Origin of the sequence: Flavimaribacter sediminis, from assembly GCF_019492055.1 — a bacterium.
Classification (GTDB): Bacteria; Pseudomonadota; Alphaproteobacteria; order Rhizobiales; family Rhizobiaceae; genus Flavimaribacter; species Flavimaribacter sediminis.
On sequence record NZ_JAICBX010000001.1, the window covers coordinates 746,981 to 765,471 of the forward strand.

At 60.4% G+C, this 18,491-nt stretch carries 18 protein-coding genes; 13 read left to right on the forward strand and 5 right to left on the reverse strand.

Translation table 11 applies throughout. From position 1 onward, the window contains the following. Positions 1 to 254 precede the first annotated feature (254 nt). The 4 genes from K1W69_RS03530 to K1W69_RS03545 all read left to right on the forward strand — a co-directional run bounded on the left by K1W69_RS03530 (position 255) and on the right by K1W69_RS03545 (position 6,014). Entirely contained in the window at positions 255 to 905 is a 651-nt protein-coding gene (locus tag K1W69_RS03530) for a TetR/AcrR family transcriptional regulator (protein WP_220226949.1), read from the forward strand. A gap of 216 nt (positions 906 to 1,121) precedes the next feature. Next, positions 1,122 to 2,204 carry a TRAP transporter substrate-binding protein gene (locus K1W69_RS03535; protein WP_220226950.1) on the forward strand — a complete coding sequence of 361 codons (1,083 nt, stop codon included), beginning with the start codon at positions 1,122 to 1,124 and terminating at the stop codon, positions 2,202 to 2,204. Between the two features lie 153 nt (positions 2,205 to 2,357). Next, positions 2,358 to 3,353, forward strand: coding sequence for a TRAP transporter small permease subunit (locus K1W69_RS03540; protein ID WP_220226951.1), 996 nt, complete (start codon positions 2,358 to 2,360; stop codon positions 3,351 to 3,353). A gap of 9 nt (positions 3,354 to 3,362) precedes the next feature. After that, a complete protein-coding gene (locus K1W69_RS03545) occupies positions 3,363 to 6,014 on the forward strand; it encodes a TRAP transporter large permease subunit (RefSeq protein ID WP_220226952.1) in 2,652 nt (883 codons plus the stop codon). A gap of 7 nt (positions 6,015 to 6,021) precedes the next feature. On the opposite strand, the gene K1W69_RS03550 is transcribed toward K1W69_RS03545, so the two are convergent. Beyond that, the gene (locus K1W69_RS03550) at positions 6,022 to 6,771 is read right to left on the reverse strand and encodes an SDR family oxidoreductase (protein ID WP_220226953.1); all 750 of its coding nucleotides are present in this window, start codon (positions 6,769 to 6,771) and stop codon (positions 6,022 to 6,024) included. Between the two features lie 252 nt (positions 6,772 to 7,023). Between K1W69_RS03550 and K1W69_RS03555 the strand changes: the two genes are divergently transcribed. Both K1W69_RS03555 and K1W69_RS03560 read left to right on the forward strand, forming a co-directional pair. Beyond that, positions 7,024 to 7,749 carry a metallophosphoesterase family protein gene (locus K1W69_RS03555; protein WP_220226954.1) on the forward strand — a complete coding sequence of 242 codons (726 nt, stop codon included), beginning with the start codon at positions 7,024 to 7,026 and terminating at the stop codon, positions 7,747 to 7,749. After that, the gene (locus tag K1W69_RS03560; RefSeq protein WP_220226955.1) at positions 7,746 to 8,525 is read left to right on the forward strand and encodes a 4'-phosphopantetheinyl transferase family protein; all 780 of its coding nucleotides are present in this window, start codon (positions 7,746 to 7,748) and stop codon (positions 8,523 to 8,525) included. The genes K1W69_RS03555 and K1W69_RS03560 overlap by 4 nt, the downstream gene beginning before the upstream one ends. Before the next feature lie 10 nt (positions 8,526 to 8,535). Here the strand turns inward: K1W69_RS03560 and K1W69_RS03565 are convergent, their stop codons facing one another. Next, a complete protein-coding gene (locus K1W69_RS03565; protein WP_220226956.1) occupies positions 8,536 to 8,808 on the reverse strand; it encodes a cysteine rich repeat-containing protein in 273 nt (90 codons plus the stop codon). Positions 8,809 to 8,991: 183 nt separating this feature from the next. Between K1W69_RS03565 and K1W69_RS03570 the strand changes: the two genes are divergently transcribed. Then, positions 8,992 to 9,711 carry a response regulator gene (locus tag K1W69_RS03570; protein WP_220227815.1) on the forward strand — a complete coding sequence of 240 codons (720 nt, stop codon included), beginning with the start codon at positions 8,992 to 8,994 and terminating at the stop codon, positions 9,709 to 9,711. 17 nt (positions 9,712 to 9,728) lie between these two features. Beyond that, a complete protein-coding gene (locus K1W69_RS03575; RefSeq protein ID WP_220226957.1) occupies positions 9,729 to 11,060 on the forward strand; it encodes a sensor histidine kinase in 1,332 nt (443 codons plus the stop codon). Between the two features lie 22 nt (positions 11,061 to 11,082). On the opposite strand, the gene K1W69_RS03580 is transcribed toward K1W69_RS03575, so the two are convergent. After that, on the reverse strand, positions 11,083 to 11,400 hold the full coding sequence (locus K1W69_RS03580) for a TraR/DksA family transcriptional regulator (protein WP_220226958.1): 318 nt from the start codon (positions 11,398 to 11,400) through the stop codon (positions 11,083 to 11,085). Between the two features lie 155 nt (positions 11,401 to 11,555). Here K1W69_RS03580 and K1W69_RS03585 point away from each other — a divergent pair, with 155 nt between their 5' ends. After that, positions 11,556 to 11,990 (forward strand): host attachment protein, encoded by a 435-nt coding sequence (locus K1W69_RS03585; protein ID WP_220226959.1) that lies wholly within the window; start codon positions 11,556 to 11,558, stop codon positions 11,988 to 11,990. A 9-nt stretch (positions 11,991 to 11,999) separates the two neighbouring features. Here K1W69_RS03585 and K1W69_RS03590 read toward each other — a convergent pair whose 3' ends face one another. Beyond that, positions 12,000 to 13,157 carry a site-2 protease family protein gene (locus K1W69_RS03590; RefSeq protein ID WP_220226960.1) on the reverse strand — a complete coding sequence of 386 codons (1,158 nt, stop codon included), beginning with the start codon at positions 13,155 to 13,157 and terminating at the stop codon, positions 12,000 to 12,002. Between the two features lie 187 nt (positions 13,158 to 13,344). Between K1W69_RS03590 and K1W69_RS03595 the strand changes: the two genes are divergently transcribed. Then, entirely contained in the window at positions 13,345 to 14,175 is an 831-nt protein-coding gene (locus tag K1W69_RS03595) for a universal stress protein (RefSeq protein WP_220226961.1), read from the forward strand. 185 nt (positions 14,176 to 14,360) lie between these two features. Next, positions 14,361 to 16,241: a cyclic nucleotide-binding domain-containing protein gene (locus K1W69_RS03600; protein ID WP_220226962.1), complete on the forward strand. Its 1,881-nt coding sequence runs from the start codon at positions 14,361 to 14,363 to the stop codon at positions 16,239 to 16,241. A gap of 30 nt (positions 16,242 to 16,271) precedes the next feature. Here the strand turns inward: K1W69_RS03600 and K1W69_RS03605 are convergent, their stop codons facing one another. Further along, positions 16,272 to 16,571 (reverse strand): hypothetical protein, encoded by a 300-nt coding sequence (locus K1W69_RS03605; RefSeq protein WP_220226963.1) that lies wholly within the window; start codon positions 16,569 to 16,571, stop codon positions 16,272 to 16,274. A 98-nt stretch (positions 16,572 to 16,669) separates the two neighbouring features. On the opposite strand from K1W69_RS03605, the gene K1W69_RS03610 reads away from it, so the two are divergent. Both K1W69_RS03610 and K1W69_RS03615 read left to right on the forward strand, forming a co-directional pair. Next, entirely contained in the window at positions 16,670 to 17,452 is a 783-nt protein-coding gene (locus K1W69_RS03610; RefSeq protein ID WP_220226964.1) for a formate/nitrite transporter family protein, read from the forward strand. A gap of 103 nt (positions 17,453 to 17,555) precedes the next feature. Beyond that, complete coding sequence (locus tag K1W69_RS03615; RefSeq protein WP_220226965.1) at positions 17,556 to 18,485, forward strand: META domain-containing protein; 930 nt, start codon at positions 17,556 to 17,558, stop codon at positions 18,483 to 18,485. Positions 18,486 to 18,491 lie beyond the last annotated feature (6 nt).

Sequence of the window (18,491 nt, forward strand, 5' to 3'; positions counted from 1 at the left end):
TGTTCCTGTCCGTTCGTTTTCAATTTGAAAAGACAAATTGAGCCGCGTCGGTACTGGCGAAAAATCTGATATTCGAAAGGCGGGGTCGCACGTCCAATGTTACCCATGACAGTATACAGGTTCAGTAACGGTCGACGGAAATTTCCGGGACAGAAGAGAGTGAACGTTCACTTCGGTATATTTCACGCTGGTGGGGAGGCGGGAATTGAAAATACAGCAGAAGATCCATGCGCGAACTATGCGGGAGCATGCGCATGAGCGATGATACGACGATGAACGCCGGGCCCGGCGACAAGAAAACACGGATACTGGCCGCGACGACGAAGCTGCTCAGGACGCAGGGCCTTCAGGCTTTCTCTTTCGACGCCGTCGCCAATGAAGCCGGTCTGTCCCGCCAACTGGTCCGGTATTATTATGCAAGCCTGGACGAATTGATCATCGATCTCTGCGACCACCTGGCAAAAGCCTACCAGGAAGCGCTGGTGGCGGGCATCGTGAAATTTGGTCAGGTCGAAAGGCTTGATTTCTTTCTCGACTACTTCTTCGGCATGTCCGAGGAGCATCCGATGCCCGACAACCTCGAGGTCTATGACGCGTTTTTCGCCTTCGCCGTCGGATCCGGGACGCTGAGGGATCGCCTGTGCGAGTCCTATAAAACACTCGGCCAGGTTATCGAACAGGAACTGGCTATCGGGCATCCGCAACTGGGCTCGGCCGCCTGCGAGGAGCTTTCCTTTCTTTTCGTCTCGATGATGCATGCGCACTGGAGTTTTGTCGCGACGCTGGGTTACTCCAAAAAGCACAACGCAATAATGAGAAGGGCGTTTGCGCGTTTGATTGATTCCCATGTGCGCGAGAAGTCGGCTGACGCTCCAGCCGTCAAGCCCTGGACGCGCAAGGGATAAGGCGCGCGACCTTACACCGGTTCGTGCAGGCGCATTGAGCACGCCCGCGCCCGACCAGAGCCCTTGGGAACACCTGTCTTTCCAGCTAGACCTTACACTAAAGTTGGTGTTTGATTGGAATCGGGCGCTCTGGACTTTGGAGGATAAAGTTCATAAGGAGCCTCAACGACCGAGAAGGGAACTTTGGTCGTGTCATCACCGTATGGGAGGATATTAATGGAACGACGTACTTTTCTTAAAAGCGCAGCGCTTGCGGGCGCCGCGACAACGCTTGCCGCTCCGGCGGTCGCACAGTCCACCACCGAGATGGTTATCGTCTCGACCTGGCCGCGCGACTTTCCGGGTCTCGGGCTTCCCGCCCAGCGCCTGGCGGCTCGTATCGCCGAACTGACGGACGGCCGTCTCGACGTGCAATATTATGCAGCCGGCGAGCGCGTCGGAGCCTTTGACGCTTTCGACGAAGTCGCGTCCGGCAATGCGCAGGCCTATATCGGCGCCGATTATTACTGGAAGGGCAAGCACCCCGGCTGGGTGCCGTTCACGGCTATTCCGTTCGGCATGACCAGCACCGAAATCGACGCCTGGACGAAATTCGGCGGCGGACAGGAACTGTGGGACGAACTCGCAGACCAGTTCGGACTGCAGAACTTCGCAGCCGGCAACACCGGCGTCCAGATGGGCGGCTGGTTCAACAAGGAAATCAATTCGCCTGACGACCTGAAAGGTCTGAAGATGCGCATTCCGGGCCTCGGCGGCGACGTCATGGCCAAGCTCGGCGCGTCTCCGGTGTCTCTACCAGGCGGCCAGATCTATGAAAACCTGGTGTCCGGCGCGATCGACGCAACGGAATGGGTTGGCCCGTACAACGACTACTTCATGAAGTTTTATGAAGCGGCCAAGTACTATTACTGGCCGGGCATGCACGAGCCGGGCTCGATGCTGGCCATGGGTCTGAACAAGAGCTGGTTCAACAGCCTTCCGAAGACCGAACAGGAAATCATCAAGGCCGCTTGTACGGAAGAAAACAACCTGACGCTTTCCGAAACCAACGCCAATAACGGCGCCTATCTGAACCGTCTGATCAACGATCACGGCGTTGAGCTGCGCGAGTTCAACGACGACGTTTACGACGCGTTCGGTTCGGCGTCGGCGGAAGTCATCGAGGAAGCGCGCGACTACGACGACCTTTCGAAGCGGATCTACGATTCGGTTCTCGAAAAGCGTGACGAGATCGGCGCCTGGACGGCTCTGTCCGACATGGCCTACGTGCAGAAGCGTAACCGGGTTATCGGTCGCTGATCGCCATCGATCCACGAAATAGCGGCAAGGCGGTCATTCGCCTTGCCGCAACAGAACGGCTGTGAAAAGGGGCGGCGACAAGCCTGCAAAAAAAGCAGGCGGCGCCGAAAAAGCCCCAAACAGCCATAAGCGGGAAGCTCTTCGGGGGAAGACATGTCCAATTGGCAATCGGGCCAACCGACGGCAGCGATGTCGTTTCCGAATGTCGTGCGCTGGTTTGGATGGTCGATCCTGGCCGTCATGCTGGCGTACCTCGTCAACAATTTCCTGACTTTCGCTGGCGGATGGCCGGGAGCGAACGCCGTTTTCCATGGCGACGCCGGCGCAATGGGCCTGCTGCAGACGCTGCTTTATCCGCTCGCAGTGATCCTGGCGATTTTCTACGTCGCGCGGAGTTCGGCCACCAGCCTGCGACAGGACGCAGCCCGGGTGACGGCCATCAACACCTTTTTCATTCGCGCCGCTTTCTGGTGCGTGTTGATTGTAGGCGTCGCCGACATGACGCTGTCTTTCCTCAGGGTCGAGGGGCTGCTTGAAACCTTCGTGAGCGCGGATGTCGCGCAGGATCTTGGCCGTTCGAAATTTCGCGGGGTCTATGTCCATCTGCCGTTGATCGGCGTCGGCGTGATCCTGGCGATGTTCACGCGGACCCTCGGCTTTCAGTGGCTGGCCCTGCTGATCGTGGCCGCGGAACTGGCGATCGTGTTCCTGCGCTTCATCTTTTCCTACGAACAGGCCTTCATGGCCGATCTCGTGCGCTTCTGGTACGGCGCGCTGTTCCTCTTCGCCAGCGCCTATACGCTTCTCGAGGAAGGGCATGTGCGCGTCGACGTGTTCTACGCCGCCTTCACCGACAAAACGAAGGCCGTGGTCAACGCCGTGTGCACCTTGCTGATGGGACTGACCTTCTGCTGGACGATCCTGATCGTCGGCATGGGGCAGAAGAGCTCCATCATCAACAGCCCGATGCTGAACTTCGAAGTGACCCAGTCCGGTTTCGGCATGTATGTGAAATACATGATGGCCGGCTTCCTCGGCGTCTTCGCCATTTCCATGATGATCCAGTTCGTCGCCTATCTGATGGACGCCATCGCCGACTATCGCGGCGAACCGGGCAAGTATCAGCCCGGCGAAAGCATGGGGCAGTAGGGGCGGATCATGGAACTCTATTTTCTCCTTCTCCTCGTCGTCCTGATGGCGATTGCGCTTGGTTCCGGCTATCCGGTCGCCTTTGCGTTGCCCGGCTCCTCGATCATCACGATCCTGATCGCCGCCGGCTGCGGCCTGCTCTTCTTCGGCAATGTCGATGCGTTTTTCGGGCAGGGCGGGCCATCGGAATGGCTGAGCGCGGGCGTGACCAATTTGCGCGGGGTCTACTGGGAACCTGAACGCGACACGCTGATAGCGATTCCGTTGTTCATATTCATGGGCATCATGCTGCAGCGCTCGAAGATCGCGGAAGATCTGCTGATCACGATGGCGCAGCTGTTCGGACCGATACCGGGCGGCCTCGGCATTTCGGTTGTTTTCGTGGGCGCGTTGCTGGCTGCGACCACCGGCATCGTCGGCGCGACCGTGGTGGCGATGGGACTGATTTCGCTGCCCGCCATGATGCGCAACAACTATTCCACGCCGCTGGCCACCGGCACGATCGCCGCGTCGGGCACGCTGGGCCAGATCATCCCGCCCTCCATCGTGCTGATCATCCTCGCGGACCAGCTGTCGAGCGCCGCCGACCAGGCCGGCACCGCGCGCAAGGCCCTTCACAAGGCTTCGACCGGCGAACTGACCATGCCGTCGATCTTCGACGTCGGATCGACCAGCGCCGGAGAAATGTTCCTCGGCGCCGTGCTGCCGGGCCTGGTGCTTGTCGGCCTGTACATGGCGTTCATCCTGATCGTCGCAATGATCCGGCCGAAGCTTGCGCCGCCGGTGCATTACGACGGCAAGTATGATTTCCGCTTTGCGCTGAAGGTTCTGATGACCCTGACGCCGCCGCTGGCGCTGATCTTCCTGGTGCTCGGATCGATCATCGCGGGCGTCGCCACCGTGAACCAGGCCGGCGCGATCGGCGCCGGAGGCGCGCTGATCATGGCCGGCTACCGTTTGCGCGACGGCCACCGCGACGCCTACTACCCGGCGATACTGGCGCTGATCTGTCTCGCCGTCATCGGCTTTGTGCTTGCGAATTTCGACACCAATATCAAAAGCAGCACGGCGAGCGTCTGGGGCGTTCGTTTCGCCATCGTGGCCGTGATCGGTCTCATCGTCGCCCTGATATGGAGCGGATGGCGCGCGCTCAAGATTGAAAACACGCTGCAAAGCGTGATGATCGAAACGGCAAAGACGACGTCACTCGTCTTCATCATTCTGCTGGGCGCGGCGATCCTTACGGCGGCGTTCCGCGCCTTTGGCGGCGAGCATCTCGTCCGAGACTTCCTGGAAGGCCTGCCCGGCGGCTTCTGGACCAAGTTCGTCATCGTCATGGCGGTGATCTTCGTTCTTGGCTTCTTCCTCGATTTCATCGAGATCGCCGTCGTCGTCGTGCCGATCGTGGCGCCGATCCTGCTCGCCGATCCGTCCGCCAACGTCACGGCGGTGTGGCTGGGCGTGATGATCGGCCTCAATATACAGACCTCCTTCCTGACGCCGCCCTTCGGCTTCGCCCTATTCTATCTGCGCGGCGTGGCGCCGGCCGCGGTCAAGACGCTGCAGATCTACAAGGGGGTTATCCCGTTTATCGGCATCCAGCTGGTTGCGCTTGTCATCGTCGGCATGACGCCGCAACTGGTGAACTATCTGCCTGGACGCGTTTCGCTGCTTTCGGACACCGCGCCGCCGCCGCGCAATCCGCGCCTGACCTACTGTGTCGACAACTACGTCACGGAAGAACTGGCGGGTCGCCGCGGCGAAATACTTCAAAGCGTGGATACGGCGCGCAAACTCGACTGGAGCATTCTGCCGCAGCGCATGGCGAAATCCATCGAGGACAGTTTCGACAAGGTGGAAGTGGCGATCGCCTCTCTGGACGAGGCGAACGAGGCCGCCGCGACCGTCGAGCGGGAAAGCGGCGACTACAAGCCGCTGCATATAGAGGTGCGTGGCATCGAGCGCGATATTCGCGGCATTGACGGCAATATCGAAGATCTGGAAACACAGATCAGGCGGTTGCGCGATCCGAGCCAGGCGGAGCGGAAGGCGAGACTGGAGCGGCGCGTCGAAGTGCTGAAAGCCGATCGGGACGCGCTGAAGGGCAAGATCCCGGAGACCTGGAAGCCGGCCTTTGACGAGTTCCGGGCCCTGGTGAACGGTGAAACCAAGCTGCGGCGTCAATACCAGCTTGCCTCGCGCCAGGCCTTCGAACCGGTGCAGATGGCGCTGGCGAGCCTGGACGCTTATGACGCTTTCGTTGCACTGGAAGACGAATTGAAGGCCATGCCGCAGCGTATCGCCGACAGCGCGCCGGAAGCGATGGAAGATCCGCTTGGCGAACTGGCGAGCAAGTTCGGCGAAATTGGCGGCGCGGACGATATCCGGTCCGCGGTTTCGGACGCGCGTCGGGCCTTGCGCGGGAACTCGATCGACAAGGCGAAGGCGGCGGAGGAAATCGAGGCCGCAATCGCCGAGTACGATAAGCAGCTGGCGTGGCGCACGGAGGCGAATACGGCTCTGCGGCCGGGTCTGCAGACCTATGTCAATTCACTGAAGACGACGATCGGCATTCGTCAGCAGGAGGACATGACGCGGGCGCAGGCCCTGTTCGTCGCAGCCTGCCAGGCCGATCACCGCGACATATCGCTGAACTTCTGAGCAGCAGTCATCCGCGCCCGATGAAGGGCATGTTGGTCGCCATGATGGTCATGAACTGAATATTCGCCTCCAGCGGCAGACCGGCCATATGGACGACGGCGTCGGCGACCTGCTGCACATCCATCACCGGTTCGACGCGGGTCGAGCCGTCGGCCTGGATGATGCCCTTGCGCATGGCGTCGACCATGTCGGTCGAGGCGTTGCCGATGTCGATCTGGCCGCAGGCGATGTTGAAGGGGCGGCCGTCCAGGGAGAGGGTGCGCGTCAGTCCGGTGATCCCGTGCTTGGTGACGCTATAGGGAACGGAGCCAGGGCGCGGCACATAGGCCGAGATCGATCCGTTGTTGATGATCCGCCCACCCTGCGGCGACTGTCCGCGCATGATGGCGAAGGCTGCGCGGGCGCAAATGACCGATCCGGTGAGATTGACGGCCAGCACTTCGTACCAGTCTTCGAGCGGCATGTCGTCGATCAGCTGTGGCGGCTTGCCCATGCCGGCGTTATTGAACAGGACGTCAAGCCGACCCCACTCGCTTTTGACGCGAGAAAAGGCCTCGTCCACCGCCGCCGGATCCGTGACGTCGCATGAGAGCGGCAGCGCGTCCGGGTTGCCTGCAGCGGTCTCTTCCAGAGCTGCAAGACGTCTTCCGATCAGCGCCACGCGATAGCCGTTGTCGAGCAGAGCGATGGCCGCGGCGCGGCCAATCCCTGATCCCGCTCCGGTAACGATTGCAATCTTAGATTGATTCTTGTGCATTGCACCCCTCCACACGTTGACACAGCAGTCCGGATTCATATTTAGAACGCCGGAGAAAATCCATTGCGCCAAATGCATCCGATGGCGCATGGTACGTATTGATGCAGGCGACGGCATTGAAAGTCCAGAGAATGATCTTGAGGCGACGGCACTCTATTAACTCCCGTTTGAAAGCCAAATCTTCACCTCTTCTCCAGCATCCTGTCGCGCGTGATCGCAGGCAGGCCGGACGTGTGAGTTGTGAGGCGCTATATGGGTGACCATCAAGAGCGCCTGGTGCTGTATGCGATAGGCGACATTCACGGCCAGCTCGAAATGCTCCGTGAGCTTCATCGAAAAATCCTGCGATATCACAGGCGATATTACGGCGGATGGCGCGGCAGGCTCGTCTATATTGGCGATTACATAGACCGGGGACCGTCCAGCCGCGGCGTCATCGATTGCGTGCGCGAGGGGGTGCCCGGCTTCAGTTCGGTGTTCCTGAGGGGCAATCACGAGGTGATGATGATGCATTGCCTTGAAACGGACGCCCGGGACGCCTGGCTGCAATGGGTCACCAATGGCGGCGAAGAGACGCTCGGTTCGTTCGACTATCCGATCGGGCAAAAGGGGATCGACCGCGATCACCTGCGCCAATGCGTCGGCGCGGACAGGATCGACTGGTTGTCGTCGCTGCGCCTTACCTATGTTCACGCCGATTATCTTTTTGTGCACGCCGGGGTGCGGCCTGGCGTCAAACTGGAAAAACAGCGCGAGCAGGACCTGCTGTGGATCCGGGAGCCCTTTCTCAAGTCCAGGAAGGATTTCGGCCATCTGGTCGTGCACGGACACACGCCGGTCGACGAGCCTGAAGTGCTTCCAAACAGGATTGACATCGACACGGGCGCGGGCTTCGACAGAAAGCTGACGGCGCTGGTGATCGACCGACCGGCCGACGAATTGCTCGAACATCCGGTCTTTATCTCGGCGAAAGGTTGAGGAGGGCTCTGCGGCTGAAAACCATCGGTTCGATCGACAAGGCCGAGATCATCGCAGGTCGGCGGCGCGTTGACCTTCCCGAACCGGGCGAAATCCATGTCTGGGTGGCGGCGCTTGACGACGCGGGCTGGACCGACGACTTCGCATTCATCGACATGGAAGAGAAGGCCCGCGCAGAGCGTTTCTATTTTCCGGTTCATGCGCGGCGTTTCAGGCGCGGGCGGATCATGCGCAGGATCATTCTCGGCAATTACATTGGCATGGATCCCGATAAAATCCGCTTTGAAACGGCCATACACGGCCGCCCCTCGCTTGCGGCGAACGAGACTGGTGGCCAGGCGATCGATTTCAACATGTCGAACAGCGAGGAGGTCGTTGTCCTGGCGGTTGCCGCCGATCGGCGGATCGGGGTCGACGTCGAACTGGAAAAGCCGATGCCGGACGCCGATTCCATCGCCAGGGGCAGTTTCCACGCCAAGGAGGCCGCCAGCGTCGCCGCAACCGAACCGCCCGGCGACAAACTGGAAGCCTTCTTCCGCTGCTGGACGCGCAAGGAAGCTGTGGTCAAGGCCGTTGGAAGCGGATTGCAGATGGACCTGAACGGCTTCTTCGTGGGAACGGGGCGCCGCGTCGATCCTTTCCAGCCATTATACGAACCCCATTTTGAGGGCGAGCGCAGCTGGTGGGTCGCCGATTTCTCGCAAGGACCGGTCTACGCGGCCCTGGCGATGGACGGTCCGCCTAGGTCGCTGACGATCAGACGCTGGAAACCCTGATTCTACCCTCTCAGTCGGACCCGCCCTGTCTTTTGGCCTGGATCGACTGAACGCTTTCCCGGCAGTCCGGCGACAGCGCATCGAGATTGGTTTCCATACAGGCGAGAACACGGCCGCCGCCGGACTCCACGCCGCTGCACAATCTTGTGTAGTCGGGTTGGCAGGTCTTCATCATGGCGCGGGCCATTTTGCGTTGTTCCGGCGTCAGGTTTTGCGCGGTTGCCTGTCCTGCGAAAAGCAGCGCGAACGAGAGGACGAGGAGGGGCGTTTTAACGTAATTCATCGAGTTCTCCTGAAGGGCATTGCGCCGGGGTGCGTTGATCAGGCGTGCAGTATCGACGAGCATTGTGTTGGAAGTTTCTTTGGGCGGAAACGATTATTCTATTAATGTCAGTGACTTGTAACCGATTGTAACAGCATGGCGGTTGCGCTTGCGGCGTTTCCCGCTTTATTGCTAACTGGCGTCATGAACGCCGACAGCGCCACGATCCTGCTGGTAGAGGACGATCCGGAAATTCGCCGGCTCGTCAGCACGATGATGCAGCATGAAGGGTATCGCGTGGAGGTCGCCTCCGACGGTCCCGCGATGGACGTTGTCATGCAGGGCGTGCAGCCGGACCTTGTAATTCTTGACTTGATGCTGCCGGGGGAGGACGGGCTGTCCATCTGCCGTCGACTGAGGACGACGAACACGGTTCCGATCCTCATGCTGACGGCGAAAAGCGAAGAGGTGGACCGGGTGATCGGGCTGGAGATGGGCGCGGACGACTATCTCAGCAAACCCTTCGGCCCGCGTGAATTGCTGGCGCGCGTCAGGGCGCTGTTGCGCAGGGCGCAGGGCGTTTTGCCCATGGCCGACAATCGCCGCTACGCCTTCGACCGGTTTGTGGTTGACCTGGACGCCCGCCTGCTTCTGTTGTCCGACGACAGGCGCGAGATCGACCTGACGAGCGCCGAGTTCGACATGCTCGCCTGTTTCATTCTGCGGCCGCGGCGGGTGCTGTCGCGCGACCATATCCTCGATCGCCTGCATGGCCGCCAGATTGAACCCTTCGACCGGTCCGTCGACATGCTGGTTTCCCGCCTGCGCAAGAAATTGCGGGCGGCGGCTCCTGGAACCGACCTGATCAGGACGATCCGCAACGGCGGATATCTGCTGACGTCGCCGGTCGCGCGGGTTCCGTAATGCGCTGGCCTCGACGTATGGCGAGGCTGACCATCTTCGCCGTCATCAGCCTGATGGCGCTGGCGGTGACCATGGCGGCGGCGATCTATATCCACCAGGGCGACCGGCTGAAGACGGATCTTCCGCCGCCGGAACGCGTCGCAGCGCTTGTCAGGCTTGTTGAGGCGGCGCCGCCGGATCAGCGCGATTTGCTGCTGGAGGCTGCTTCCGATCTGATTTTCCGACCCAGTATTGTGAGCCCCGACGATGCGCCGGAGACGCATTCGCAACGCGTTACGGACGCCGAGACGCTCGCGCCCTATCAGGCGGCGCTCGGTCCGCGTCCGCTGGAGATCAGGGTTCTGTCCTATTATCCGGTTCGCTCGCTGCTGTTCGGCGACCATCCTTCAACGCGCAGCATGATGGAGTTCAGGATTGGTCTGAGCAACGGCGACATGCTGCAGATCAGGACGCGCAACGTGCTGGCGTTGACGCGGACCGGCCTGCCGGTGGGGCTTGGAGCCGGGCTGCTTGGCACGCTGGCCGCCGTGATCGCGATCTTTCTGATGTTTCGCGAGACGAAACCGCTGGCGAAGCTCGCCGAGGCGGTCGACCAGATCGATTTCGATTCCGACTACGTGGAATTGCCGGATGTGCGACGCAATTCCCCGGAAATCCGCGCTGTCGCCGATGCGTTCAATCGCCTCCAGAAACGGCTGTGGAGCATGTTGCGCGCGCGCATGGCCTATGTCGGCGGCATCTCGCACGACGTGCGCACCTTCGCCACGCGCCTGAGACTGCGCGTCGAGCTTATTCCGGAAGAGAGCGAGCGCAGCCGCGCGATCGCCGATATCGAGGACATGATCACCATGCTCGACGACGCGTTGCTGTCGGTGCGCGCGGGAGCCGGTGAATTGTCGCAGGAACTGATCGACATTCATGAGCTGGTTGGCGATGAAATCGCCGATTTGCGGGCGAAGGACATCCCGGTTGTCTGGCGCCCGCAAACGGATCACGAGGTGCTGGTGCTGGCGGACCGGCTGGCGCTGCGGCGCATTCTCTCCAATCTGGTCGACAATGGCGTGAAATACGGAACCGCGTCCAGGGTCGGCATGACGGCGGACGCGGACACTGTTCGTCTTGTCTTCGAAGACGAAGGCGAGGGCATTCCGGAAGAGCAGCGCGACGTCATGCTGGAGCCTTTCAGCCGGCTTGAGCAATCCCGCAGCCGCGACACCGGCGGCGCCGGGCTGGGCCTCTCCGTCGTCCGCACCCTTTGCGAAGCGCAGGGCGTCAGCGTCGCGCTTGATTCAGGCGCAAACGGGTGCGCGCGCGTCACGGTTTCATTGCCGGTTTTTTCCGGCGACTGAGCAGGCATCCCCGAACGGGTTGTCACGTCATGCAGTTGCGGCACCGCGTCGTGTAGGGAACGGCGTCTAGGCGTTCCTTCGAAATTTCCTCGCCGCACTCCATGCAGATTCCGAACACTCCATTCTCGATCCGCTGGAGGGCGGCGTCGATCGCCCGAACCTCTTTCTGGTCTTCGTTGCCCTGGGCTTCGAAAACCTCATCCTGCTCGCGTTCGGTCGCACGCTCCTCCGTGTCCGGATTTGGCGTGTCGTCGAGCCAATCTTCAATCCGGTTCATGCGTTCGACCAACTCGGCGCGCCGGGCGGTCAGGCGTTTGCTGTAGTGTTCGGTATCGATCATGTTTTCCTCCGTTGCGGCGGCGGCGCCACTCTATCAGTATAGTCCTTTTCGACGCTGAAAGCTTGATTTTGATCAACAAATCAGCCTGTCGGGTAGGATACCATGAACAAGAGAGTTTGGTCTTCGTCGCGTATTTGGACCAAAGAAAGGACATCATGAAACCGAAGATAACCTGGATACTGATCGCCAACAGTCGAGAAGGATACATCCTGGAAAACGCCGGGCCTGGTCACGGTCTGCACCGGGTGAAGAGCAAGACCTGGTCGTGGGAGCCAAGCCCGGTCTCCTCCCACGAGCCCGGGCGCTCCTTTGACAGTCATGGCGCCGGGCGCCACAAGATGGAGCCCCACCATGGCGGTGGCGACGAGGCGGATTTTTCCAGGAAATTGGTCGAGGATCTTCTGGAGGATTGCCGAAAGAAAAAGTTCGACCGGCTCATTCTGTGCGCGCCGCCCTCCATGCTCGGAACGTTGCGCAAGGAAATTCCCGGCGAACTGGCCACCCTCGTGTCGTCCGAACTGGACAAGGATCTTGTGCCGATTCCGGTCAAGGACCTTCCGTCGCATTTCGAGGATGTGCTGGCGGTTTGACGGCGCCGTTCAGCTGCGGCGCGGGCTGACGCCGCTTTCCAGGCCGCCAAGCTCCTGCCTGATCGCCAGCCAGGACATCAGGTCCGAGAGCGAAATGACGCCGACCAGGCGATTGTCTTCGACGACGAGCATCTTGCGCCGGCCGGTTTGCGTCATGCGCTGGAAAAGGTCTTCCATCGCAGCGTCCGGAGACACGGTGTTCTCGTCCGAAACGGGCGCGACGATCGAGATAAGCCTGGTTGTCGCCCATTTCTCGCGGTCGACGCCGTGGACGAGGGCCGTATCGACGTAGCCGGCAAGCTTGTCGCCCTCGAGAACGGGCACGAAGCTGACCTTCTTGGGCATCATCGTCTCTTGGACCGTATGCTTGATCGTGTCGTCAATTTGCGCTGCGATCGGGGGGCTGCTCATCAGGGACCGCACCGTCTTGTCCTTCAAGGCCGCCTTGACGACAAGTTGGCGATAACTTCCGCGGGAGGCGCTGAGAATGAAGAATCCGATCAGGATCTGCCACAGGCCGGCCGCCGAACTGGCTGAAAACACGGCCAGAACGCCGGTTGCGATCAGGAAGACGCCGAACCCCGTGCCGAATGCGCTGGCGATGCGCGTCGCCGAAAACAGATCCTTGCGGTAATGCCACAGGACGGCGCGCAGCACGCGGCCGCCGTCCAGCGGAAAGGCCGGGGCAAGATTAAAAACCGCCAGTATCAGGTTGATCAGGGCGAGATAGGCGAAAAGCGCGTGAAGCCACGAGGTTGTTTCGCCGCCCGATACCAAGAGTGACAGGAGAAAGAACAGGCCGGCGAGCGCAAAGCTCATGATCGGGCCGGCGATTGCGATCCAGAATTCGGATTGCGGGCTCGCCGGCTCCTGTTCCAGTTCGGCTACGCCGCCGAAGACGAAAAGCGTTATGCCGCCGACACTGAGGCCAAAGCTCCGGGCGACGACGGAATGCGACAATTCATGGAGGATCAGCGAGGCGAACAGACCGAGCATCGCTATCACCGACAGAACGACATAGGCCGAGCGGGAGTATCCAGGCAAGGCGTCGGGAAAATAGGCCGCCGACAGGCTCCAGACGATCAGCGCCGCAATCAGCAGCCAGCTGGGATCCACCCTGACTTTGAAACCAAGTACCTCGAACAGATTGACTGCATTCCTGAACATCAGTCACCTCACAGGCGTTGCCTTTAGAATATCATTGCATGCGGGAGCCATTTCTACCTTGATTTTCATCAACCGAAGCGCGTTTTGCCTCGGGCGGTTCTTTCGTCGATTGATCTAACGCAACATCCGGAAGCGGGCCGTGGTATAAACTGCGTGCGAGTTCAATCTGTTGGCGAAAGGCTGGACGATGAGCGTGACGACCCTGCTTACCATTCACTCGATCGACGAGGCGGCGGACGCCATCCAGCCGTTCGTTGCGCTGGCGGGCGATATCGGCGCTCATCTCGACATTATCGTGCTCGGCGTCGTCAAGTCGATCCCGACGGCGAACTATCCGGGCCTGCCGGACTATTCCATGGCGGACGAATACAGCCGCATTATAAAGAGCGCTGACGAAAGGGCAAAGGCGCTCGACGCCATGATCGCGCAAAGCGGCGTCTCCGCCTCGGTGACGATCGAGTGCTGCAGCCGCGGCATGGTGGGGCATACGGTGTCGCGTCACGCCATGATCGCCGACGTCACCGTGCTTGCCAATGGCGGCGTTCCGGAAGACGCGCTGGCGACCGAGGCCTTCAACGGGGTCATTTTCGAATCCGGTCAGCCGGTGGTCGTGCTGGGCCGCTCGTCGACGCCGTTCACACAAGCCCGTCGCGTTCTCATGGCGTGGAACGGGGAACCGGAAGCGGCCAGCGCCATCCACCTTGCCTTGCCGATGCTGGAGACGATGGAGGAGGTCCATCTGGTTCTGGTGGATCCAGACGGCGGCGGGACAACGGCCAACCCCGGCGACGCCATGGCGCTTTTCCTTGCAAGGCGCGGCCTCAAGGTGACCGTGGACGTGATCGCCAGCGCGGGAAGGGACGTTTCCGACGTTCTCCTTCAACATGCGTTGTACAAGGATGCCGACCTGATCGTGATGGGCGCCTATGGCCGCTCGCGCCTGCGCGAATGGCTGCTCGGAGGCACGACCCGCACCATGCTGGAAAAGGCGACAATCCCGCTTCTCATGGCGCACTGATCCGAATGAAGCGGTTGCTCACAAGCAGATTATTTCTCTTCAGGACTGCTTGACCTAAGGTGGTTTTCAGGATGAAGTTTTCATCCGCCGGTAGATTTTCAGTAAACAGATAACCGGCCGGAACCGTTTCATGCGGCAAGACTGCTGTCTTGTCCGCAGGCGGGCGAACAGCGGGAGAGGCTCCGGTGACTGTCGGCGAGATCGCAGGCTACGCAGCATCCATTCTGGTGTTTGCGACCTTCTACATGAAGACCATGATGCCGCTTCGCATCGCGGGCATCCTCAGCAATATCGCGTTCATTACCTATGCATCGATAGAAGGTCTTCTGCCGATACTGGTTCTGCACAGCGCGCTCCTGCCGCTCAACCTGGTGCGCCTCAATCAGCTGCGAGCGCAATTGCGCGATGTCGGGGCGGCGGCCGTCGGCGACTTTTCCATCAAACCACTCCTGCCGCTGATGAAACCGCACAGGATGAAGGCTGGAGACGTGATTTTTCGCGCCGACGATCCGGCCGACAAATTGTACTTTCTGGCGACCGGCGCCATCAGTCTGCCGGAGGTTGGCGCAGATCTGGAACCGGGCACGCTGTTCGGGGAGTTCGGACTGTTTTCACCGTCCGGCCGTCGCACGGCGACGGCCATCGCCAAGACGGACGGGACCATCCTTTCCCTGGATCAAAGCGATATTCTCGGCACGCTCCTTCAGCATCCGAAGCTCGGCATCCTGCTCCTTCGTCTGATCACAGCCCGGTTCCTGGAGAATGTCGGCGAGGGCGAACAGCCGGATATCGTCCGGGACGTCGACAAGGTGACCGACCCGGCGACAACTCCTGCGGAGCGCGCCGCATCCGAGACAAAGTCCAATCTGCGGCTTTGGGCGACCGTCCTTGTCGTCGCTGTGACTGTGACCTCCCTCGGCGTGATCTTCGGACCGTCTTTCTATTTCTATCTCGAGAGGGAGTCCGCCGTCACGACATGGCTGGACGTGGCTGCGTCGCCTATCCAGGGAACGATTGTCTCTTCTCCGCCGCAAGCCGGCTCGATCATCGATGAAACCGGACTGGTCGCGGAGGTCACCAACGTCTACGCCGACACGTCCGACAGGTTGCGGGCACAGGCGATTCTGGAGAACGCCCAGGCGGAGTTGGCAAGGCTTCAGGCCTATCAGGGCCGAATGCAGTCGCTGGATCAGGAATGGAAGCAGCGCACCGATGACTATGCGGCCGGCTTTCGAGACAATCTGGATATCGTCATCAAGGGTCTTGACCGGGAAATCGACCTCTTGCGCCAGCGTGTGGGCCTCGCCCAGGCCGCCATGGACCGCAAGGTCGCCCTGACGACCTCCGGCGCCGTCTCGGAATCAACCCGGGAAGTCGCCCTGCGCGACTTGCTGGACCTGCAGGAACTGCTTGTGGCGCGGGAAAAACAGCTTGCCGGCGCGCAATTGCGACGACGGCTGGCGGACGAGGGCGTCTTCATCGAGAGCGACGGCCGCAGTCCTGACTGGGCCTACAGCAGCAGAGACAGCATCCGTCTTCAGATCGAGAAGGTGTCCGCCGATATCATCGACGCGCAAGCCGATATCGAAAAGGCCAGCAAGGACCTGGAGGCGGAGGAGACTGGCCTTAGCGCCACAACCACCGCCCTCGTGAAGGCGCCGCCCGGTTCGACCGTATGGGTCAGGATCGCCAATCAGGGCGAGGTGGTCAATGTCGGTTCGCCCATTGTCGAATGGGTTGATTGTGGATCGTTGCTGGTCGACGTGCCGGCTTCCAACGTTTTGGCCGGCCTGCTCGGCGAGGGCATGTCGGCGCAAATTCTCATCGAGGGGGAAAGCAACGTCCACGAAGGCGCTGTCCTGTTCACACGTGGGCCGGGCGCTAAACTGACGGACCGGGAGCTGGCCGCATCGGCGTCAGGGCATGACGCGAATACGGCCCAAGTCATCGTCAAGTTTCTGCATGAAGCGAAACGGAAGGCCTGTCCGGTCGGTCGCGCGGCGTCGGTGACGTTTCCGCAGGTGAGTGTGTTTACGCTCGTGAAGGCTCTGTTTCGAATGAACTGAGCAGAGCCTTCACTTGTTGCGCTGCAGATATCAGCAGAGCTCGGCGCCGCAGGCCGTGATGGTAAACGTCTTTTCAGGCTCCGTCTTGGCCGCGTCGAACATTCTTCCGTCGACGCACTGAACGCGCGCTTCGAACGTCGCGTGGGCGCCCAACTGTCCTTCGCGCATATTGATGAAGTAGTTGACCTCACACTGTTTCTCGACCTGCAACTGCATGCGCAAATCATCGACCCAGGCCGGGTCGGACGACTGCGACCATGCCGGCAATACGACCAGAACGCAGGCGAGCAGCGCCGCAGACGGAAAAACCAGCTTGGCGGGTACTTTCATGAATGCCTCCATTTATAGGTTTATTCGATTCTACGTCGATGCTATCGAATTTGCATTGCGGCAGATCAATTCGGCAATTCCATATGGGAGACAGAAAGGTGTCCGAAACAAAAGTCGCCGCGCAAAACACCCTGAAACCCAGGGAGATTGCAGATTTCATACGCCGGGTGGGGGCTTCGCGCGTTCGGCAACCGGCGCTCTCCATCGTCATGCTGTCGATCCTCGCCGGCGTGTTTATTGGCCTCGGCGGGCTTGCTTTCACCCAGGTTACGGTCGGAACGGATCCGGCGTTTGGTCCGACGCGGTTTCTGGGAGGCGTCGTCTTTTCCCTCGGACTGATCCTTGTCGTCGTTGGAGGGGCTGAACTTTTTACCGGCAACGCGCTGTTGATCATGCCGATGACCAGCCGGCTGATATCGCCGATGGCAATGACGGGCAACTGGGCTCTCGTTTATGTCGGGAATTTCGCGGGATCCGTTTTGTTGGCGATTGTGGTGGCGGCAAGCGGCGTTCTTGAAGGCGGCATGGCCGAGCGGGCGGCCGCAATCGTCGAGGCGAAGGCGGCGCTGGAATGGCAGGAGGCGCTGTTTCGCGGAATCCTGTGCAACATGCTGGTCTGCCTTGCCGTGTGGCTTTCCGTGGCGGCGAAAACCGTCATTGGCAAGGTCGCTGCGGTGATCTGGCCAATTGCGACCTTTGTCCTGCTCGGCCTCGAACATTCGGTCGCCAACATGTATCTGTTCCCGCAAGGCATGGCGGCGGGCGCCGATGTCGGCGTCTCAGCCTTCGCGCAGAACTTGTTCATTGTCACGATCGGCAACATAATTGGCGGCGCGCTGGTGGGCGTCGCCTACGGGCTGGCTTACCCCGCCGACCGTTGACGCGAGGCGCCGTTGATGCGCTGAATATAGATCAGTCGAACGGCGTCGATCGCCGTCCAGCGCATCGACGAAGGCCCATTGGCGGTGATCGGGGGAGGCAAAAGTGTTTGTGTATCGAATTGGCGCAATTTTGATCGGACTGGCTTTTTCACCGGGCCATGCAAACGCCGCAGAGTTGACTGGCACATCCTGGAGGCTGGTCGAGATCCAGTCAATGAACGATACGGTCGCCCGACCCGAGAACCCGTCGCGTTATACGCTGGAGTTTCTGCCGGATGGCCGCGTTGCGATCCAGGCCGATTGCAACCGCGGCGCCGGCGCATGGACGAACGATGGCGGCCAATTGCAATTCGGTCCAATCGCGTCGACGAAAGCCATGTGCCCGCCCAGCTCAATCTCGGAAATTTATCTGTCGCAGTTTGAATGGGTGCGCAGCTACGTCATGGAAGACGGTCATCTGTTTCTGGCGACCATGGCTGACGGCTCGATTATCGAGTTCGAACCGATGGAAGACCCAACGGCAAGGGTGCTTGGTGAAGACATCCGCATAAGCGATCCGAGGGAATTGCAGTCAGCGATACTCACGCAGCTTTTCGATGACTATGCTATCGAAAATGCAATAGAGACCACTCCGGACGAGGTCGACGCCTTCGTTGAACGAATGCGTCAGGGCATGGCGGAAAAAGGTCTGGCGGCTGAAAAGGATCTCTCTGCGGAGGAAGCCGAACAGGTTGCCGTAATGCGCGAACAGATGGCGCGTTCGATGATCCGCCAGTGGAAGATCAACAGGGCGCTGTATGAAGAATTTGGCGGCCGCGTCATCTATCAGCAACTGGGCCCCGAACCGCTGGACGCATACCGGCGGTATCTGGAAGCGCGCCAGAGCGCCGGCGATTTCTCCTTTTTCGGTGATACGCTCGAAGCAGAGTTCTGGCGCTATTTCACAGACGACGCCATGCACGACTTCATGGAGCCGGGCAGCCAGGATGAAAAGGATGCATTTGCGATCCCGCCGTGGGAACGCAAAAGCTGATCGAAA

What these genes read in the sequence shown, in the direction of transcription:
- K1W69_RS03535 (WP_220226950.1), top strand. Translation starts at nt 1,122, where the DNA reads ATGGAACGACGTACTTTTCTTAAAAGCGCAGCGCTTGCGGGCGCCGCG.
- K1W69_RS03550 (WP_220226953.1), bottom strand. Translation starts at nt 6,771, where the DNA reads ATGCACAAGAATCAATCTAAGATTGCAATCGTTACCGGAGCGGGATCA.
- K1W69_RS03545 (WP_220226952.1), top strand. Translation starts at nt 3,363, where the DNA reads ATGGAACTCTATTTTCTCCTTCTCCTCGTCGTCCTGATGGCGATTGCG.
- K1W69_RS03555 (WP_220226954.1), top strand. Translation starts at nt 7,024, where the DNA reads ATGGGTGACCATCAAGAGCGCCTGGTGCTGTATGCGATAGGCGACATT.
- K1W69_RS03530 (WP_220226949.1), top strand. Translation starts at nt 255, where the DNA reads ATGAGCGATGATACGACGATGAACGCCGGGCCCGGCGACAAGAAAACA.
- K1W69_RS03605 (WP_220226963.1), bottom strand. Translation starts at nt 16,571, where the DNA reads ATGAAAGTACCCGCCAAGCTGGTTTTTCCGTCTGCGGCGCTGCTCGCC.
- K1W69_RS03595 (WP_220226961.1), top strand. Translation starts at nt 13,345, where the DNA reads ATGAGCGTGACGACCCTGCTTACCATTCACTCGATCGACGAGGCGGCG.
- K1W69_RS03580 (WP_220226958.1), bottom strand. Translation starts at nt 11,400, where the DNA reads ATGATCGATACCGAACACTACAGCAAACGCCTGACCGCCCGGCGCGCC.
- K1W69_RS03590 (WP_220226960.1), bottom strand. Translation starts at nt 13,157, where the DNA reads ATGTTCAGGAATGCAGTCAATCTGTTCGAGGTACTTGGTTTCAAAGTC.
- K1W69_RS03570 (WP_220227815.1), top strand. Translation starts at nt 8,992, where the DNA reads ATGAACGCCGACAGCGCCACGATCCTGCTGGTAGAGGACGATCCGGAA.
- K1W69_RS03575 (WP_220226957.1), top strand. Translation starts at nt 9,729, where the DNA reads ATGGCGAGGCTGACCATCTTCGCCGTCATCAGCCTGATGGCGCTGGCG.
- K1W69_RS03585 (WP_220226959.1), top strand. Translation starts at nt 11,556, where the DNA reads ATGAAACCGAAGATAACCTGGATACTGATCGCCAACAGTCGAGAAGGA.
- K1W69_RS03565 (WP_220226956.1), bottom strand. Translation starts at nt 8,808, where the DNA reads ATGAATTACGTTAAAACGCCCCTCCTCGTCCTCTCGTTCGCGCTGCTT.
- K1W69_RS03540 (WP_220226951.1), top strand. Translation starts at nt 2,358, where the DNA reads ATGTCCAATTGGCAATCGGGCCAACCGACGGCAGCGATGTCGTTTCCG.